This window comes from Pseudarthrobacter sp. YAF2 (assembly GCF_052113345.1).
Taxonomy (GTDB): domain Bacteria; phylum Actinomycetota; class Actinomycetes; order Actinomycetales; family Micrococcaceae; genus Arthrobacter.
Genome location: NZ_JBFRDA010000007.1, coordinates 1 through 18,029 on the forward strand (window position 1 = coordinate 1; position 18,029 = coordinate 18,029).

General features: G+C 65.3%; 19 protein-coding genes. 8 read left to right on the forward strand and 11 right to left on the reverse strand.

Translation table 11 applies throughout. From position 1 onward, the window contains the following. From AB4Y79_RS08670 to AB4Y79_RS08695, 6 genes are all read right to left on the reverse strand, one after another. The coding region (locus AB4Y79_RS08670; RefSeq protein WP_441860775.1) for an SDR family NAD(P)-dependent oxidoreductase at positions 1–161 on the reverse strand (161 nt) is incomplete at its 3' end. Further along, positions 158–1,099 (reverse strand): 2-hydroxyacid dehydrogenase, encoded by a 942-nt coding sequence (locus AB4Y79_RS08675; protein ID WP_441860461.1) that lies wholly within the window; start codon positions 1,097–1,099, stop codon positions 158–160. The genes AB4Y79_RS08675 and AB4Y79_RS08670, both read right to left, overlap by 4 nt. Before the next feature lie 47 nt (positions 1,100–1,146). Continuing rightward, entirely contained in the window at positions 1,147–1,902 is a 756-nt protein-coding gene (locus AB4Y79_RS08680) for an SDR family oxidoreductase (RefSeq protein ID WP_441860463.1), read from the reverse strand. A 140-nt stretch (positions 1,903–2,042) separates the two neighbouring features. Beyond that, positions 2,043–3,056 carry a biotin-dependent carboxyltransferase family protein gene (locus AB4Y79_RS08685; RefSeq protein ID WP_441860465.1) on the reverse strand — a complete coding sequence of 338 codons (1,014 nt, stop codon included), beginning with the start codon at positions 3,054–3,056 and terminating at the stop codon, positions 2,043–2,045. After that, entirely contained in the window at positions 3,053–3,784 is a 732-nt protein-coding gene (locus AB4Y79_RS08690; protein ID WP_441860466.1) for a 5-oxoprolinase subunit B family protein, read from the reverse strand. Before AB4Y79_RS08690 ends, AB4Y79_RS08685 begins: the two co-directional genes overlap by 4 nt. Positions 3,785–3,786: 2 nt before the next feature. Next, positions 3,787–4,572, reverse strand: a complete 786-nt coding sequence (locus AB4Y79_RS08695; RefSeq protein ID WP_441860467.1) for a LamB/YcsF family protein — start codon at positions 4,570–4,572, stop codon at positions 3,787–3,789. 391 nt (positions 4,573–4,963) lie between these two features. Here AB4Y79_RS08695 and nac point away from each other — a divergent pair, with 391 nt between their 5' ends. Continuing rightward, positions 4,964–5,926 carry a nitrogen assimilation transcriptional regulator NAC gene (gene nac / locus AB4Y79_RS08700; protein WP_441860468.1) on the forward strand — a complete coding sequence of 321 codons (963 nt, stop codon included), beginning with the start codon at positions 4,964–4,966 and terminating at the stop codon, positions 5,924–5,926. A 123-nt stretch (positions 5,927–6,049) separates the two neighbouring features. Next, a complete protein-coding gene (locus tag AB4Y79_RS08705; RefSeq protein WP_441860469.1) occupies positions 6,050–6,292 on the forward strand; it encodes a hypothetical protein in 243 nt (80 codons plus the stop codon). Positions 6,293–6,446: 154 nt separating this feature from the next. Here AB4Y79_RS08705 and AB4Y79_RS08710 read toward each other — a convergent pair whose 3' ends face one another. Further along, positions 6,447–7,142, reverse strand: coding sequence for a 4-carboxy-4-hydroxy-2-oxoadipate aldolase/oxaloacetate decarboxylase (locus AB4Y79_RS08710; RefSeq protein ID WP_441860470.1), 696 nt, complete (start codon positions 7,140–7,142; stop codon positions 6,447–6,449). 46 nt (positions 7,143–7,188) lie between these two features. Next, positions 7,189–8,397, reverse strand: coding sequence for an aspartate transaminase (locus AB4Y79_RS08715; protein ID WP_441860471.1), 1,209 nt, complete (start codon positions 8,395–8,397; stop codon positions 7,189–7,191). 331 nt (positions 8,398–8,728) lie between these two features. Here AB4Y79_RS08715 and AB4Y79_RS08720 point away from each other — a divergent pair, with 331 nt between their 5' ends. The 6 genes from AB4Y79_RS08720 to AB4Y79_RS08745 all read left to right on the forward strand — a co-directional run bounded on the left by AB4Y79_RS08720 (position 8,729) and on the right by AB4Y79_RS08745 (position 14,081). Beyond that, complete coding sequence (locus tag AB4Y79_RS08720; protein ID WP_441860472.1) at positions 8,729–9,292, forward strand: hypothetical protein; 564 nt, start codon at positions 8,729–8,731, stop codon at positions 9,290–9,292. Positions 9,293–9,593: 301 nt separating this feature from the next. After that, on the forward strand, positions 9,594–10,973 hold the full coding sequence (locus AB4Y79_RS08725) for an MFS transporter (protein WP_441860474.1): 1,380 nt from the start codon (positions 9,594–9,596) through the stop codon (positions 10,971–10,973). Between the two features lie 320 nt (positions 10,974–11,293). Next, a complete protein-coding gene (locus AB4Y79_RS08730) occupies positions 11,294–12,190 on the forward strand; it encodes an SDR family NAD(P)-dependent oxidoreductase (protein ID WP_441860475.1) in 897 nt (298 codons plus the stop codon). A 123-nt stretch (positions 12,191–12,313) separates the two neighbouring features. Next, positions 12,314–12,613: a DUF4193 domain-containing protein gene (locus AB4Y79_RS08735; RefSeq protein WP_308928900.1), complete on the forward strand. Its 300-nt coding sequence runs from the start codon at positions 12,314–12,316 to the stop codon at positions 12,611–12,613. Positions 12,614–12,726: 113 nt separating this feature from the next. Next, positions 12,727–13,797, forward strand: a complete 1,071-nt coding sequence (locus AB4Y79_RS08740; protein WP_441860477.1) for a quercetin 2,3-dioxygenase — start codon at positions 12,727–12,729, stop codon at positions 13,795–13,797. A 68-nt stretch (positions 13,798–13,865) separates the two neighbouring features. Then, positions 13,866–14,081 carry an AsnC family protein gene (locus AB4Y79_RS08745; protein ID WP_441860778.1) on the forward strand — a complete coding sequence of 72 codons (216 nt, stop codon included), beginning with the start codon at positions 13,866–13,868 and terminating at the stop codon, positions 14,079–14,081. A gap of 56 nt (positions 14,082–14,137) precedes the next feature. Here the strand turns inward: AB4Y79_RS08745 and AB4Y79_RS08750 are convergent, their stop codons facing one another. Genes AB4Y79_RS08750 through AB4Y79_RS08760 form a run of 3 tightly spaced genes read right to left on the reverse strand, consistent with a single transcriptional unit; the run spans position 14,138 to position 17,977 of the window. Continuing rightward, on the reverse strand, positions 14,138–15,382 hold the full coding sequence (locus AB4Y79_RS08750; RefSeq protein WP_441860479.1) for a DUF3500 domain-containing protein: 1,245 nt from the start codon (positions 15,380–15,382) through the stop codon (positions 14,138–14,140). Beyond that, complete coding sequence (locus AB4Y79_RS08755; protein ID WP_441860481.1) at positions 15,360–17,096, reverse strand: FAD-dependent monooxygenase; 1,737 nt, start codon at positions 17,094–17,096, stop codon at positions 15,360–15,362. Before AB4Y79_RS08755 ends, AB4Y79_RS08750 begins: the two co-directional genes overlap by 23 nt. Beyond that, a complete protein-coding gene (locus AB4Y79_RS08760; RefSeq protein ID WP_441860482.1) occupies positions 17,096–17,977 on the reverse strand; it encodes a fumarylacetoacetate hydrolase family protein in 882 nt (293 codons plus the stop codon). The genes AB4Y79_RS08755 and AB4Y79_RS08760 overlap by 1 nt, the downstream gene beginning before the upstream one ends. Positions 17,978–18,029 lie beyond the last annotated feature (52 nt).

Genomic DNA, 18,029 nt, shown 5'->3' on the forward strand with positions numbered 1-18,029 from the left:
GCCATCGCGGCCGCGGCATCCTTGAGCCGCTCCCCGTTCACACCGTTCAACACCACTGTTGCGCCGGCATCGGCCAGCGCCCGGGCCAACGCGCTGCCAATCCCCCGACTCGAACCCGTCACCAACGCAACCCGGCCCGACAAATCAAAGAGCGCGCTCATGCGAACGGCCCCTGCTGGACCAGGTTGGCCGGGGTTTCACCGGCTGCGAGGGCCTCGAGCTGGCGCTTCAGGAGCTTCAGGATTCGTGGTTCGAAGGCTGACGCGTTGCCGCCCACATGCGGTGTGATGAGGGCGTTCTCCGCCGACCACAACGGGTGGCCTGCGGGCAGCGGTTCGGGATCAACGACGTCGATGGCGCACTGCAGTCGGCCGGACACCACTTCCCGGGTCAGGGCGTCGGTGTCCACCACGGCGCCACGGCCCACGTTGACCACCAAGGCGCCGTCGGGCAGCGCGGCCAGGACGTCCCGGCCCACCAGGTGGTGGGTCTTGTCGTTCAGCGGCAGGACGGAGACCAGGATGTCGTGGCCGGCGGCAAGCTCAAGCAGTTCGTCCGGGCCGTGGACGTGCCCGTCTGCATCCGTCCGGGCTGAGCTTCCCACCCGGGTCACCGTGACTTCGAACGGCTCCAGCCGGCGGGCCAGTTCCTTGCCGATCCCGCCGATGCCCAGCAACAGGATCTTCCGGTCGGCCAGGGACTGTCGGCGCTGCGGCTTCCAGCTTTCGGTCTGCTGGTCCTTGACGGCCTGGTCGATGCCCCGCAGCTTGGCCAGGATGAGGCCCACGGCCAGCTCTGCGGTGGCAGCCGCGTGGACACCTGAGGCGTTTGCCACTGCGGCGCCCGGCCCCGCAGCCTCGCGGACGCCGTCGAACCCTGTTGACTGGGTCTGCACGAACTTAAGGTCCGGGACCTTACCCAGGGAACCCAGCACTGCCCCGGCGTCGATGTACGGAAGGATGACGCCGTCGATGCTTCCGTGGGTCTCGTCCGGTGCCCCCTGCATGTCCCACACGACGCCGCGGAGTCCTTCGGGAAGCGGCGAAAGGTCGGCGAGTAGCTGGGGTTCGGGGAAACTGACGGTCTGTACTAACTGCATCGGTAGGGCCTATCGGTTGATGGTGGGAAGGTGCTGCGGGCGGATCGTTATGCTTCGCGGCGGTCGAAAGTCAGGCCGCCCGGGACCTGGAAGGTGGGCATGAGTTCCAGCATGCCAACATTCACATGCCGCGGGGTCTCGATGGCGTAGTCCAGGGCATTGACGATGTCATCCGTGGTGAGGGACTCGTAGCCCTCGTAGTAGGTCTGCCAGGCTTCTTCCATGGCTTCGGGGCTTCCACCCATGTTGCGGCCGAAGATCTCTGTTTCCACCCGCCCCGGGCAGATTTCCGTGACGCGGATGCGCTTGCCCACGGTGTCGTTCCTCAGCTGCCGGGAGATCTGGTGCACGGCGGCCTTGGTGGCATGGTAGGCGGTGTGGCCGTAGAAGTTATAGAGCCCGGCGATCGAGCTGATATTGACCACGTGGCCCAGGTCCCGCTCCACCATGCCGGGCAGCACCAGCCGGGTCAGCTGCAGCAGGCCGCGCAGGTTCACGTCGATGAGTTCGTCGATGTCCTGCTCGGAGGAATCCAGGATGTTGCCGGGCCGGGAGACGCCGGCGCAGTTCACCAGGACGTCCACCTTCAGGTCACGGACGACGCCGGCCAGGGCGGCGGTGTCGGTCAGGTCCACCACATGCGGGACTGCTCCCGTGCGGTCGGCCAGTTCGGCAAGGCGTTCCTCGTTGCGGGCCACCGCGTGCACGGTCAGTCCGCGCTTGGCGAGCCGTTCGGCGATAGCGGCGCCCATGCCGGTGGACGCTCCGGTGACGAGGGCTGTGGTGTAGTCGGAAAAAGGCACAGGTACTCCAAAAGTGGGAAGTGAGGCTCTTGCGTCCGGCAATGGGCTGGACGTAGTGGCCCCCGGTTGGCAGGGAGGTTAGGGATCGCGCAGCGGTTTGTGGGTGCGGTCCTGGGCGGTGGGACGGGCATTCATGATGTTCAGGCTCCTGACGCTGGGCTGAGTTCGTACCAGCGCTGGCCGGCGCCGACCCCGAGGAGTCCGAAGACTGTGTTGATGGTGTTCCGGAGTCTGTCCAGTTCCAGGCAGGCCGAGCGGTACATGGCTGTTGCTTCGGCCACGGTTGTCTTTCTGAAGGTGACGGTATGTCCAGGCCTGGACTGTGCCAGGACATCCAGGGAGCGGCTCGTGACGACTCCCAGGACCGGATAGCCCGCCGTTACGCCGCGTCCCCGGTGCAGGACCAGCAGTTCGTCCCGGGACGGAACCTCGATAGCCCCCACCGGGACACCGCGGGAGAGGACCTCGGAGGTGAGCTGGCGTTCAGGCAGTGCGCCGCCGAGCCGGAGTCCGATGTGGTTGCTTCGGGGGCTCACGGTGTACTGCGTGGTGAAAAGCAGGTCTCCGGTGTCGCCGAATTCGGCTACGTCCGGCCCGTCGGTGACGTCGATGACCGGATGGGTGGTGAATTCCGGCTTTGCCAGCCCCAGCCGGAACAGCGGCAGGCCGAAGTATGGCTGGGTGATCGGTGCGGTGGTCTTTTGCGTTGCAAGCCGGGTGCCCTCAACAAGTTTCAGTCCGAAGCCCACCACTGTGTCCGGTGCGCAACTGCCCAGCAGCGTGGGGACAGTGAAAGATCCGCGGACAGCGATGTAGGCCCGGAGACCGGTGCGGATTCCGCGGACAGTCACTGTTTCGCCGGCCCGGACGGAGACGGGCTCCCACTGGGGGCAGTCGCGGCCGCCCACCGAGAGGTCCAGCGGCGCGCCGGTCACGGCGATCAGCAGGTCCGTGGTGGCCCGCATCCTGAAGTCCAGGGCGGTGAGTTCCAGCAGCGGATCGTTGTCCCCGTTGCCGGCCAGGATGTTCGCGGCCTTGGCCGAAAACTGGTCCAGGGCCCCGTTGACGGGAAGTCCGAATGCAGGGCCCTTCGTCCGGCCAAGGTCGGTGACTACGGAGTGTCCGGGCTGAAGGACGACAAGTGACCCGGTCATGGCCGCGCCTCAAGGAACTGCCCCTCGTGGTTTCCGAAGTCCTCCGCGGGAATGCGGTAGAAGCGCAGTTCATCGCCGGGGACGTAGGGCACCAGGGGTTCGCGTGCTGCGTCCAGGATTGTCAGGGGGGTCTGGCCGATGACGCACCAGCCTCCTGGTGCGACTGCGGGCGCGATCACGGCTTGGCGTCCGGCCACGGATACTGCACCGGCGGGTACGGACAGCCGCGGGTCTTTAAGCCTGGGGACGGGGACCGGGAAGTCCGGTCCGTCCATCATGGGCGAGCCTGCCGGCGCTCCGAGGCAGCGGATGACGTAGGTCTTGGCCGTGTGCCGGGCGATCACGTCCTGGACATCCAGGCCCTGGTGCTCTGCCACGCTTTCCAGGTCCGGCCCGTAGCTGCCGCCGTACACGACAGGTACCTCGAAGCGGCGCGGCTCGCGCAGGTTGGTGCCAACAAAGTCCAGCTGGCGCATCCCAAGGAGGACGAACGCCCTGACCTGGCGGGCGGAGGTGAGGTAGGGATCGAATTCGACCAGTACGGAATCGTAAGTGGGAACGGCGCCATGGATGCCTTCGACGCCGGCGGTCGTCAGCCAGCCGGCCAGGGAGTGGACCGTTGCCCAGTTGGATTCTGCGTCACCGGACTGTGCCACCACGCGCAGGGCGGCGTCGCCTGACTCGTAGATGTCCAGCGTTGTCTGGCTGGTTGTCGTTGGGGCGGCCATGGTCAGGAAACCTTTTGCTTTGCGGCGAGCACCTGTGCCAACGGGGCGATGGTGACGCCTGCGGCAATCAGTTCGCTGCGAATCAGGCGGGCAAGTTCGACGGCGCCCGGGTTGTCGCCGTGGAGCAGCACCGTGTCGGCATGGATGGCGATGTCGCTGCCGGAGACTGTTTCGATGAGTCCTTCGGTCACCATCCGCACAGTGCGCTGGACAATGACGGAGGGGTCGTGGATCACGGCGCCGGGCCGGCTGCGCGGCACCAGTGTGCCGTCATCCTGGTAGGCGCGGTCCGCGATGCCAACGATGGCCACGCGCAGGCCGCGCTCCGCCGCCGCAGTGGCGAGTTCACCGTCCTGCGCCAGGATGATTAGCTTCGGGTCCACCCGGGCGGCGGCATCCGATACGGCTCCGGCGTAGTCCGCGCGGGTGGCCACCAGGTTGCCCAGGCGGCCGTGGGGAGCCAAGTGGGAGACGGTACCGCCGTGGTAGGCGGCAAACGCCGACAGGGCTCCCAGCTGGTAGATGACGTCGTTGCGGACTTCGTCAGCGGTGAGGTCCATGGCGCGGCGGCCGAAGCCGCGAAGATCCGGGAAGCTCGGATGGGCGCCGATGCCGACTCCCGTCCTGGCACATTCAGCCACGGTGGCGTCCATGATGTCAGGGTCCCCTGCGTGGAAGCCGCAGGCGATGTTGGCGCTGGACACGATTTCCAGGAGGGCGTTGTCGTCGCCGATCGAGTAAGCGCCAAAACCTTCACCAAGATCCGCTACGAGATCAACTGTGGGCATTGCGGGCCTTCCTCTGCTGGTGCTGCGGGCGTAAATAAGTGTGGCACCGGTATATGAGCCACACAAAGACGAATGCGGTATCACGCTATAGGGAACAGTTATGACCTTAAGAGGCGCTATTGGCGATCCAAAAAATGTAGGCGGCCATTGTTTCGTGACGACAAGACTGGCCTTTCCACAAATTGTTTCCCTATTTATGCACAAAACATATGCCGCCATCAAAACCGGCGATGGCTTGGGTGGGGATAGAATGCTCTGGTCATTGGAAAGTCATCTGCAATTAACCTATGCCCGGGACTCGGATCACACAAAGACGTATTGCCTGTCCCGCCATAGCACCAACGTATGACCCCGCATGCTGTGCCGTCCCCCGCTGGAAAAGAGGAGCGCTATGGACACCCGGAAGCTGGCGTACTTCGTGAAGATCGTCGACTCAGGAAGCATCACGAAGGCGGCCGCCGCCCTCCACGTCGCCCAGCCGGCGCTGAGCCAGCAGGTGTCGGCCCTGGAAACGGAGCTGAAGCAGCGGCTCCTGATCCGGAGCAAGCAGGGCGTGGAGCCCACGGCGGCTGGCCATACCCTGTACCGGCACGCGCAGACCATCCTGCGCCAAGTGGAGCAGGCAAGGATCGATGTGGCAGCTTCAGGAGCGGCACCTTCCGGGCGCGTCTCCATAGCAATCGCTCCCTACAGCATGGCCTCAAGCCTCACTCCGCGGATTATTCGCGAAGTAGGGCGGCGCTACCCCGACATCGTGCTGCACCTGACCGAGATTTACGGCGGCGTGCTCAGCGAGGCCATCAAGAACGGGCGACTGGACATGGCACTCATCTATGAACCAGGGCCCATTCGGGGTGTGCAATTCACCACCCTCATCGTCGAGGACCTGTACCTGGTGGTCAACGCCGCACGGGAGCTTCCGGTGGACCCCGGGGCCGGCACCATCGCCCTGGAAGCGGCGGCCACCCTGGGCCTGTTCCTGCCCGAACGGATCCACACCCTGCGCCAGGTGGTGGAGGCGGGCTTCGACAGCAAGGGCCTCACGCTGCATCTGGTGGGGGAAGTGGAATCGGTGCCGTCCCTGACCAGGCTGCTGCGCAGCGACCTGGGTGCGACCATCCTGCCCAAGTCGGCCGCGGATGCCCTGTTCCATGAGGAGGACTTCCGGGTCCTGCGGATCACCGGGCCTGCACTGCAGTGCAAGATCGCGCTGTGCACTCCGGACCACGAACCGCTCTCAGAGGCCGGTTCCGCCGTACTGCTGGTACTGAAGGAAATGCTCCAGGAAATGCTGCGCAGCAAATACCAGCCGCTTTCCAGCGAAACCCCCTCCGCTGCCGCGGATGCATCATAAGCGGCCCTTATCAGGTCACGCTCCATTAGTCTTATCCATGGAATTGGCTGCGTCCTAGGATAAAAGCCATAAAGGTTCGCCAATGGCGTTTACCCGGCACAAATGATTCCCTTGGAGCCCAGCATGAAAAAGATCACCAGCCTGCAATACCGGAAATCCCCGGAACGAAGGATCCACCTTAAGGCCAGCACCGGTTCGCATTGCCCCACCAATGGTTTCTGGCGGGCCGAAGACGGTGCTGCCTCGGATCCGGTGTTTGTCTTCGAGGGCAGCATGATGCCGCCGGGCAAGCGGGGATCCACCATGTGGTACCTGGACGACTCCCAGGTGGGGCCGCCTGCGTACCTTCTTCCCGGGATGAACTGAGGTGGCTTGAACCACCGCACCGCCGGCGGCCAAGAGAAGGCCCGGAGTTCCAGAAGGAACGCCGGGCCTCTGTGGTTTAACCCCATCGATTGCTGAGTAATTGACGTTATGAGGGGTCAAAACGGCAGTTACTCAGCAGTCGATGGGTGTGAAGCTACAGCGCTGGCTCCAGTTCGGCGTCCTCCACCAGCAGGCCTTTGGCCTTCAGCACGTCGGTCAGTTTGCACAACTCGATGGTGGTGCCGCCTTCCTTGTAGCGGCGGATGAGGTCGTCTTCAGCGTCCACGCGTGCCTGCGACAGCTTGATGACTTCCTCGACCTCATCCTTGCGGACCACCACCACACCGTCGGCATCGCCCAGCAGGACATCGCCCGGGTAGACAATCTCGTCGCCGAACACCAGGGGATGGTTGACCGGGCCAATGGTTTCCTTGACGGTCCCCTTGATGCAGACGCTGCCGGAGAACACCGGCAGGCCGAGGTCGATCAGGTCCTTGGTGTCGCGGACGCCGGAGTCCGTGACCATGCCGGCCAGGCCTTTCGCCTTCATGGCGTTGCCGAGCACATCGCCGAATGTCCCGGCTTCCTCGTACTCACCGGCTGCCACCAGGACAACGTCGCCCTTCTGGGCGTAGTGGATGGCCACCTGAAGCATCAGATTGTCCCGCGGTGCACAGACCACGGTGACTGCGGGTCCGCAGAACGTCATGCTGCGGTCAATCGGCTTGATCTTCGAACTCAAGGCGCCCTTGCGGCCCTGCGCTTCATGCACTGTGGCAGAGGAGAACTTGGAAAGGCGCTGAATGGCGTCTTCCGAGGGCCTGTCGAATTTCGTTTTGACGTGGATCATGGGGTGCTCCTGTTTTGTAGAAAGCGTGGGCAAAGTAGTGGATGGGTCAGGCCAGCGCCGTGACGGCCTTTTCGATGGCGGCAATGGATTCCTCGATCACCGGCAGCCCGGTGGCGTAGGAGATCCGGAAATAAGGGCTCAGCCCGTAGGCCGAACCTTGGATGACGGCAACAGATGCTGCTTCCAGCAGGTACAGCGTGAAGTCCTCGTCGTTGGTGATCTGCCTGCCATCGGGCGTTGTCTTGCCGATGACCCCGGCGCAGTTGACGTAGGCGTAAAAGGCGCCATCCGGCGTCGTGCACTGCAGGCCCTTGACGGCGTTCAGCCCGGAGACTGCCGCATCACGCCGTTCGCGGTACACATCCACGCTTTCGCGGACGAATGCCTGGTCTCCGGTGAGTGCCTCGGCGGCAGCGGCCTGGCTGATGGAGGACGGGCAGGAGGACATCTGGGACTGCAGTTTGTTGATGGCGGCCACCAGGGGCGCCGGTCCGCCGGCGTAACCCAGCCGCCATCCGGTCATCGCGTAGGCCTTGGAGACCCCGTTGGTGACCAGCACCCGGTCCTTGAGCCCAGGGGCAACTGCCACCAGGCTGGTGATGGGCTCCTCGCCGAAGTGGATCTCGTCGTAGATCTCATCAGTGAGGACATAGACGGCAGGGTGGTCCTTGAGGACGGCGGCCAGGCCTGCCAGTTCTTCGCGGGAGTACACCGCTCCTGTGGGGTTGGAGGGCGTGTTGAGGATGACCCACTTGGTGTGCTCCGTCAGTGCGCCTGCCAGTGCCTCAGGGGTTAGTTTGAAACCGGTGTCCTCACCACAGGAAACGATGACGGGGGTGCCTTCGTTGGCGAGCACCATGTCCGGGTAGGAGACCCAGTACGGTGCGGGAATGACAACCTCGTCGCCCGGATCGAGGGTGGCCATGAACGCGGTGAAGATGACCTGCTTGCCGCCTCCCCCGATGGTGATTTCGCCGGCGGTGTACTGCTGCCCGGTTTTGCGGTGCAGCGTCTGCAGGATGGCCTTTTGCAGTTCGGGCGTCCCGGTGACCGATGTGTACTTGGTTTCACCACGGTCGATGGCTGCGACGGCAGCGTCCTTGATGTGCTGAGGCGTGTCGAAATCCGGCTCGCCGACCGTCAGGTCCAGGATCCGGCGGCCCTCGGCCTTGAGCTCCCGGACACGGGCCGCCGCGGCAACGCTGGGTGAGGATTTGATACGAGTTACGCGTGATGCGGGCACGAATTCAGGCATGGTGTCTTCCAGGCTTCCGGTACGGATGAGGGTGGTTCAATCGAGCCTAGGGAAGGAGCCGCCCCCTTGGATAAGACCTAAAGTGCGTGGACAGATAAGCAGCCCTTATGACGGAGCACCTAGAACTTTCGCCTATTGCTCCACGCACTTTCGGTATTGCCCTACCGGCTTGCCTGATGCGTAACCTGCAGGGTGGATAACGGGCCCAATGAAGGCACAGCGTCGGCCCCCGCTACGCCTTCAAGGCCGACGGGCCGAACCGCAGGAGAGGTACGCCTGCCGGCGGGAAGCCGTGCGGGCATGGAAACACCAACGGAGACAAGGAGCAGAGGTGGCCGGCAGAAAAATTCAAGATCGGATACCTCCTCGTACAGCCAGCACCGGAACGGGCGCGGCCGGCGTAGCAGCGTACCGGTACCGCGGCGTCCCGAAGCCGGACCCCGCCACGGCCCGGGCCCAACAAGCCCTGGCCATGCTGGCCCAGCTGAGGAGGACCCTCGCACTTCGGTCCAGCAGGGTACGTGCCCTCACCGCCGAGCTGGGTGATTGCCTTGCCCAGGCCGTGTGCGATGGCGTGAAGGTTGCCGCCGTCGCGAAGGCCGCCGGACAGCCTGCAGCCAGTATCCGGTCTGCCACGCTGGCACGCGGCGAGCTGTACCCGTCCAGCCAAACCCGAAGCGGCCATCTTCACCTTATTGCGGGATTGGCTTCGGAGCTGGCGGCAGCCGAAGGCGCTCGGAGTGACGCGGAAGAACAACGAACGCAGGTACTGGCCCTGGCCAGGAAATCCCGGCTCCTTGACGACTACCAACTTGCCGGGGCAAGCGGCCTTAAGTCGGACGAAATCCGCAAAATGACCAGGGGCGTCGGCTTGCGTGTGGCCCAACCGCAGTAATCGTCCCGACTGGTCCTCTGCCGGCGGCCTTCCGCTCTCCCATGGAGTGCTTCCTGTTGTCCAAGGTCTCCGGTTCTTCGGCTCCAAGCCATAACAAATCGCTATGTAGGTACATAAAAGCCGACTTTGTGTGACCCATACCGCAAACGTTAACTTGATGTCTGGGGCCGGTCCGCAAAGCCGTAAACACGATTTGCGAGAGAGCTCACAGCAGGACCAACCGGACATTCCACTCAAGATCTCTTTCCGAGAGCCCAGGTATAGCGGCAACCGGTGTTCACCCATCACCCACGGAGACGAAATGACAGAAACCACAGTTCCCAGGAAGACCCCGGTTAGGGCCGCAGTCGCGGCCTGGATCGGCACGACGTTGGAGTACTACGACTTCGCGGTGTACGGCACCTCGTCGGCGTTGGTTCTGAATGTCCTCTTCTTTTCACCCGAGTTGCCCCAGGGCATCAGCGTGCTGCTCGCCATGATCACCTTCGCGGTCGGCTATGCAGTACGCCCCCTCGGCTCCCTCATCCTTGGGCCGATGGGTGACCGACGTGGCCGCAAATTCGTCATGATGATCACACTGTTCGGCATCGGCGGCTGCACCTTCCTGATCGGCTGCCTGCCCACGTACGCCCAGATCGGTCCCCTTGCTCCCGTCCTGCTCGTGCTGATCCGCGTCATCCAAGGACTGTGCCTCTCCGGCGAGCAGCCCAGTGCCATCACCATGAGCCTGGAGCACGCTTCCGAGGGCCGTCGCGGTTTCCTCGCGAGCTTCACCACCTTGGGTTCCTCCTCAGGCACGCTGCTCACCCTGCTGGTCTTCATCCCTGTCGCCGCTATGCCCTCGGAGCAGTTGCTGAGCTGGGGTTGGCGGCTTCCGTTCTGGGCCTCCGCCTTCGTAGTCGTCGCTGCCTACCTGATCCGCCGCCACATCCAGGAGCCGCCCGAGTTCGTAAAGGTCCAGGCCGCCAAGGTGAACGTCGCCCCCCTCAGGCATCTTCTGCGCTTCCACTGGCGCGCGGTGCTGCGGATCGTATTCTGTGCGCTCATCGCGGGCACGAGCTACATGATGCAGACCTTCTCGGTAGCATTCGGGACCGCCGGATACAAGCTGGATAAGCCGACCATGCTTCTGACGACTACCGTCTCGGCAGTGATCGCGCTCGGAATCACGCCCCTGGCAGGATTCCTTGTGGACAAGATCGGCCGCAAGACGATGTTCCTCATCGCAACGGGCGGCGTGGGCGTCACCATGGTGCCCTACCTGTGGTCAATCACGACCGGCAACTGGTCGCTGATCTTCCTGTTCGGCATCATCAACTACTCCCTCTTCTACTCAATGGTGAACGCATCCTGGCCCTCATTCTTCGCAGAGATGTTCCCCGGCCGGCTGCGCGTCTCCGGGCTCGCTCTTGGCACCCAGATCGGCTTTGCCATCTCCGGCGTCATCGGCCCCGTTCTCTCGACAGCACTCGCTGGCCCGGACCTGAAAGATTGGGTCGGCCCGTCAATGGTCGCCCTCGGGTTCATGGTCCTGGCAGGAATCTCGGCCCTCACCGCCAAGGAGACCAAAAAGTACACGCTCAAGGAACTCGACGAGGTACAGCAAAGCGAACGGGAAACGTCCGTCCTCACGGCCGCGACCGTGTCCCCAAGCTCAGCTGCCCGCGGCCTCGCTGGTTAGCCCGAAAAACAGGGTGACAGGATTTCTCCCTTGAGATGATCACGGACTCGCTGTACGTCCCACGGCGTTGATTCCGTTGTGAACAAGTGAAGACCTCTTAGTGACGGCACCAACACAGCCAACAACTAAGAGGTCTTCCTGTCGACAGGGCCGCTTCGGCTGGCTGCTGCACGCCGGCGGGCTTCAACGGCCGCAGCCACCGGCCTGAAGCACGACGAGATCCGCAAGCTGACCAGGGGCATCGCTGCACCGTAGCAACCCAGGTACCCTGGTTCCGGCCCGGGAGGCTCTGGCCAGCTGCCCTGATAAGTGTTGGGATAGTGGCGGCAACTGCTGGCGATGTGGAGGCGATGGCGATGGCACGGTTGGACGGGCGGATTGCGGTGGTGACCGGGGCAGCCGGCGGCATTGGACGGGCGGTGGCTGCCGGCCTCGCCCGCGAAGGGGCCGCCGTCGTGGTGGTGGCCCGCAGCCAGGCCCGCGCCCTGGCGGCCATGGCGGATATACGGACCCGCGTCCCGGCCGCGGAGCTGGAGCCCCTGGCATGTGACTTGTCGCTGCAATCGTCCATCCGTGAGGCTATGGCGGAACTGGTTTCCCGTCATGACCGGGTGGACGTACTGGTGAACACCGCCGGTGTCTTCCGCAAGGAGCGCCATGAAACCGCCGAAGGGCTGGAGCTCACCTTCGCCACGAACGTGATGTCCTATTTCCTGGTGACCGGGCTCCTGCTGGACGCCCTCAAAAAGGGCGCCACGGCCGCCATGCCGTCACGCATTGTCAATATCGCCTCCAGATACGGCAATGTCCGGCTCCCGTTCGATGACCTGCAGACCGCCACGGGTAAATATAGTTTTCTCCGTTCCACACCGCCCACCATGCTGGCCCGGGTCCTCCTGACGCAGGAGTTTGCCGAACGGCTGCGCGGCACGGGCGTGGTGGCCAACGCCGTGCACCCGGGGCTGGTGCGGAGCACGGGGCTGCTGCAGGACGTGGGCGGTCCGTTCCGCTGGATCACCAACACGCTGGGCAAGACGGCGGATCGGGCTGCGGACACGCCGTTGTGGCTGGCGACCTCGCCCGAGGCTGCAGCCGTGACCGGCAAGTTGTGGGCCAAGCGGAAGCAACTTCCCACCCCGGGCATGGGCTCAGACCCGGAGGCCCGGCAGCGCCTGTGGGAGGCCTGCGCCCGCCTGGCCGGTACGGATTTCGCGTGAGCACCTCCTGCACGGCAACGGACGGGCCGGAGTACCGGGCAGGGAATTTGTTGACGCGCCCCTGCGTTGTCGATCTGTCCAGAACAATCTGGGCAACTGCAGCTCGACAGGAGAAAACACCACATGTCAGTTGACTACGACGCTCCGCGGGTTACTCCCGAGGAAGAGCCGAACGTCGCTTTGGAGGAGCTGAAGTCCGATAAGTCCGGCCGCCGGGAGGCCGGTCCCGACATGGACGAGACGGACCTCGCGGACAGTTTTGAGCTGCCCGGCGCCGATCTTTCCAACGAGGAACTCCTCATCCAGGTGGTACCGGTGCAGGCGGATGAATTCACCTGCATGTCCTGCTTCCTGGTCCACCACCGCAGCCAGCTGGCCCGGGAGAAGGACGGCAAGAAGTACTGCAAGGAATGTGAGGGATAGCAGGACAGGTTTGGATTTCAACCATTGGAATCCAGGCTCGTGGACAGGGCGGGAGACAGCCATGATGTAGGTCACGCTCCGGCACTGGCCGGCCGACTGGAAAGAAGGAAACCATGTCCCTCAGCGTTGAGGAAATGAACAAGCAGCTCCCGGTGGCCAACGCGCTGCCCGGTGAGGCAGTCCCGTATTACATGGCGTCCGGTGAAGGCGCACGCTACGAAATCAACGGCCAGCTGGTGACGGTCATCGCCCGCGCCGCCGATACGGGAGGGATCTTCAGCGCAGCCTATATTTCCGGCGGCATGGGGGCCGAGTCCCCCTTCGTCAGCCACAGCATCGAGCACAAGACGCTGTACGTGTTCGACGGGATCCTGCACGTCTGGCTGCCTGGCGAGAGCCGGATCCTCACGCCGGGCGACTCGGTGGTCATCCCGCCGAACACCCCGCACGCCTACAGGATGGCCAGCCACTACACCCGCTTCCTGAACTGGATGACTCCCGGCGGCGGCGAAGCCTACTACGAGCGGGTCGGCACCCCCATCGATTCGCACGTCCCGCCGGTCCGGCCCGGGCACAAGGCCAGCCTGCAGCAGCAGGCCGAGGTGGGCGCCGAGTTCGGGATCACCTTCCCCGACGTTGAGCGCGTGGCGCCGTCGTTCAAGCACGACGCCGGCCTGCCGCCCACACAGAGCCCCTACTTCCTCAGTGCCGGCGAGGGTGAGCGGCTGGCCAGCTACCAGACGATGTTCACCTACCTGTCCCGGCCCGCCAATACCGGCTCCAACTACTTCGCCGTGCACACCAAGGGCGCCAAATCCCCCTACATTCCGCTGCATTTCCACTCGCAGCACACGGAGAACTTCCTCTGCACCGAAGGCCGGATGTGGCTCTACGCCAACGGCCGCGAGGTGCTCCTGACCAAGGGCGACTTCCTGCACGCCCCCGCCGGGACCGTCCACTCGTTCGCGCTCGATGCCCACAACACCCAGATGGTGGGCTTCCTGACGCCCTCGGTCTTCAACGGGTTCTTTGAGTACTTCAACAAGCCCACCGAGGACTACATGTACACCGAGGGCGGCGAACCGTACATGGACATGGAAGGCTTCGGCCGCGCCCAGGCCGAGATGGACCTGACCGTCGTGGGGCCTCCGCCGCAGCGCCGCGCCGCCCTGGACATCCTGTAATCGCACCGGACAAAACGGCCCGTCAACATATGTTGACGGGCCTTTGCGTGTCAACTAAAGTTGACGGCATGGAGGTGGAGCGGATGAAGGCACTGGTGGCATCAATGGATGGAAAAGGGCCCGCGGAGGCCCTGTACGCAGTGGCCGAGCTGCAGAAGGAAGTGGGACGCACCGAGGCGTCCCTGGTCCGGCGGGCCCGGCAGGCCGGGTTGTCCTGGGAAGCGATTGCCCTGTGCCTGGGCGTCAGCAAGCAGGCAGTGCACCGCAAATACGGGAAACAATAGGCCTAATAATCAATCCGTTGCTCCGTAGGTGTCGTTTTCGGCATGCAAAACGACAGTTACGGAGCAATCGAGTGGTGTTGCTTCACCAGTTCGCGGCCGTAGTCGTTCCCGTTGGGGGTGCGGACCACGGTGTGCATGTGGAACGGGGCCGGCTGGTCGTTGCTGAGGAACACGCCGGTATGGTGGTCCAGTTCCAGCACCACCACGGGACTCTGCAGCCGGAAGTAGAACGCGTCCTCCCCCTCCCAGCCGCCGATCCAGCTGAAGTACGTCTCGCCGTAGTGCTCGCGGATTTCGCGCCGGCGGGCTGCGCGCGGGCCGTCGGGAAGGTAGGCGATGAAGTCGTCCACCACCGCGTCCAGCAAGTCACGCGCCCCAGAGGGCATGTCGGCAACCTGGACGCCCTCGTACGGGATCACCCGGTTGTCCTGGAAGCAGCCGCCCAGATGCCGTTCATCCCCGGGGTGGAGGCGGCCTTCCGGCATAGCGGGGTCCACCATTGCCCCGTACACAACAGCGCCTGACCGCAGTTCCGCTGGCAGGGCACCCATCAGTGTCCGGGCCAGGGCGATGCGCTCCTTGAACACCTTGACGCCCCGGTGCGGGCCGGCGTCGATCACGTCCGGCTCGGCGCCCATGAATACCGGTGAGATCACCAGCTGCGTCCCCGCCACCAGGCAGTTCAGCGCCGCGTGGTGGCCAAAGAGCTGCCACCCCCACGGTTCGGTTTCCGAGGGGTGGCCATAGAGGGCGAAGTTATAGCTGAACTCGTTCATCAGCAGTGGCAGTTCCACCAGGTCACCCAGGAAACCGTTGATGCGCATCAGGTTGCGCAGCAGCGCAAACCCTTCGGCGCTCAGGCTGGCTTCCACCACGCCAAGCACGGCGTCGCGCACCGCGGGCTCGAGCTCATCGAGCCGGAGACCCGTGTCGTGCTGCATGAACTCCGGGTTGGCCCAGCTCTGCCATTCGGGGGCGTCCACGGCGTAGCCCAGCTTCCGGGCCTGGTCCGCAGTGGCAGCATCCAGGAGCTTGCGGGCCGCAGCCACCATCTCCGCGGTGGGCACCTCTTCGCCCTGCCGTGCCGGGGCAAGCGGGTACAAGCTTTCCCGCCGGACGCCGTCGCTGGTAATCCCGGTGAAGGGCTGCGGGTAAAGCTGCTGCCACCCCTCGATCATGGGCCCGGCGAACGAATCGCTCTTCGCCGCTGCCGCGTACTCGCGGGCATCAAGGCCGCGGATCCCTGCCACGCGCGGGTGGTCTGGGGCGAACAGGTAGTCACGGAAGGACGGCGTCTGCACGGATGCTCCTGGTGGTCTCAAGTGAAGTGGGCGACCAACCGGCCGCCGCGGACAAGGCTGCGCCCGCGGCCGCGGCGGAATTCCCCCGCCACGCCACGTGCTGGTCCGGGCGGACCAGCAGGATACCGGCGCCCCATACGGCGGAAAGCTGCGCGCCGTCGTCGGATGGTCCGACGACGGCGACGGTCACCGGGACGCCCGTCCGGGCCGCGGCCGCCAGCACCGGCCGGAAAACCTCCGACGCCGGCACCCCACCCAGCGCGCCGGCGTCGGCCAGCAGGGTGAATCCGGTCCCCAAATGGCTGTACAGGGAGGCGCCGTCCGCCAGCCAGGCATGTGGCAGCAGGGCGCCCGGGGTGGCGGAGGGAACGTAGTGGACGGGATCCTCCGCCGGTACGGGCAGGCCGTCCGGCACCACCAGCGACGAGTCCGCGTACGAGTACCCCAGCACCAGGCCCAGGGAGTCGAACTCGCTCCGCTTCACGGCCAGCGCCGCGTTGGCAGCCTGCCGCGCGGCGTCGCCCCGGGGTCCTGCGGCCGCCAGGTGCGGATCGGCGAAGTGGTAGGCCAGTGCCTTGCCGTTTTCCGCGGCGTCGCGGATGGTGCGGGCTGCCACCGGCCGGCGTTCTTCCCCGTAGCTGGGCAGCAGTTCCGGCCCGGCCCATCCGTTGATGGCGGCGGCGAGCTTCCAGGCCAGGTTGGCGGCGTCGCCGATGCAGGTGTTGAAGCCGTGGCCGCCCCACGGCGGGTTCAGATGTGCGGCGTCGCCCACCAGGAAGATGGTGCCGCGGCTGTACTCCGGGGCCAGCAGCATCCGGGCGGTCCACGGATCGGTGGCCACCACATCAATGTCCACCTCCGAGCCCACGAGTGAGCGGACCATCGCGGCGGCGTCTTCCGTGGTGACGTTGACGGCCGGATCCACGCCTTGGACGATCGCCCACCAGGTGCCGGCCAAGTCCATGGGCCCCACCATGCCGGAGGTTTTCGATCCCACCACCCAGTACTGGACGGCAGGATCCAGTGCGATGGCGGATGCCAGGGACTGCGAACGGAATAGGATGCTGACGTTGGACAGCGCCGCGGAGCCGCCCTCCAGCCGCAGCGCGAGGCTGCGGCGCACGGTGGAGGACCCGCCGTCGGCTCCGATGAGGAACCGGGCGGTGATGGTGCGGCGGGCACCGGAGGAATCCGTGACGACGACGGCGTGCGGCCCGGTGGCAGCGTCGCCGCCGGCAGGGCTGACGTCAGTTACGGCCCACCCGGTCACGAACGTAACCAGGGGGTTGTCCGCTGCGGCGGAGCGCAGGACGTCCTCGAGGACCGGTTGCGGAACCTGCTGGCCACACTCCGGCTGCGGGCCGTACCGGCCGGCGACCAGCTGGAAGGCGTTGCGGAACCGGCGCAGCTCGTGGGCGGAGGGGCCCGTGAGCCCGGTGCAGAAGATGACGTCCTGCCCGTACTCCAGCGGCAGCGGCGCCTCGTCCCGGAGCAGGTCCGCGAGCCCCAGCCGGCTCAGGTGGGTCATGGTGCGGGCGTTGGTGGTCTTGGCCCGCGGCCGGGTGTGGTCCACGGCGGTGCGGGGTTCGATGACGGTGCTGGCGATGCCCCGCGAGGCCAGGTCCAATGCCAGGAACAACCCGCTGGGGCCGCCGCCGGCGATCAGGACCTGGGCCTGCGCCGGAATGTCCGCAGCGCGCTGGAAGGCATTCATCAGGCACGGCTCCGAAGGGAGAGGTCCCCAACCGGCGTGGTCAGGGTGCCGAGCTTCTCGATCTCCACTTCCACGGTGTCGCCGGGCTGCAGGAGCCACCGCGGGTTGCGGGCGTACCCCACGCCTTCGGGGGTTCCGGTGGCGATGACGTCGCCGGGGTGAAGTGTGAACGTCTGGCTGATGAGGGCAATGATGGCGGGGACGGAGAAGATCATGTCCCGGGTGTTGCCGTTTTGGGCTTCGATGCCGTTGACGCGGGTGCGGACCTGGAGGCCATCGCGGAGGTCGCCCACTTCGTCGCGGCTGACCAGGGGCCCCAGCGGGCCGCTGAAGTCGCCGTTCTTGCCAAGGGTCCACTGTGAGGTGAGCTTCTGGGCCTTGCGTGAGGTGATGTCGTTGAACGTGGAGTAGCCAAAGACTGCGTCCGCCGCGGCGGGTTCGTCCGCGGATTCGACGCGGCGGCCGATGTAAGAGGCCACCTCGCCCTCCCAGTCCAGCCCGTCTTCCCCCGCCGGGACCGGGACTGGAACATTGCCCACGGACAGGGACGCCGTCCACCGGGCAAAAAGGGTGGGGTATGGCGGCAGTTCCTGGTCCTTGAAGCTGCCTTCGGCAACGTGCGCCTTGTAGTTCAGCCCGACGCAGATAACCCGGGCGGACGCAGGGACCAGCGGCACCTCGGTGAGGCTGCCGCGCTCCAGCCAGGCGCCGGCGTCGGACGTGCCATTTTCCGCCGCGCCGGCAACCAGGCCCGCGGCCTTGTCCTGCCAGCCCTCGGCGTCGGCCCAGAATCCGGTGACGGAAACGAGCGGGAGGATGCGGGTACCGGCGAGGGCTGCTGCCCAGGGTTCGCCGTGGTGGGTGATGCCGATGAACTGCATGGGGGCCTTTCAGGTCCGGTTCCCTGGTGCGTGCGCTCCGGGCGTGGTGTTG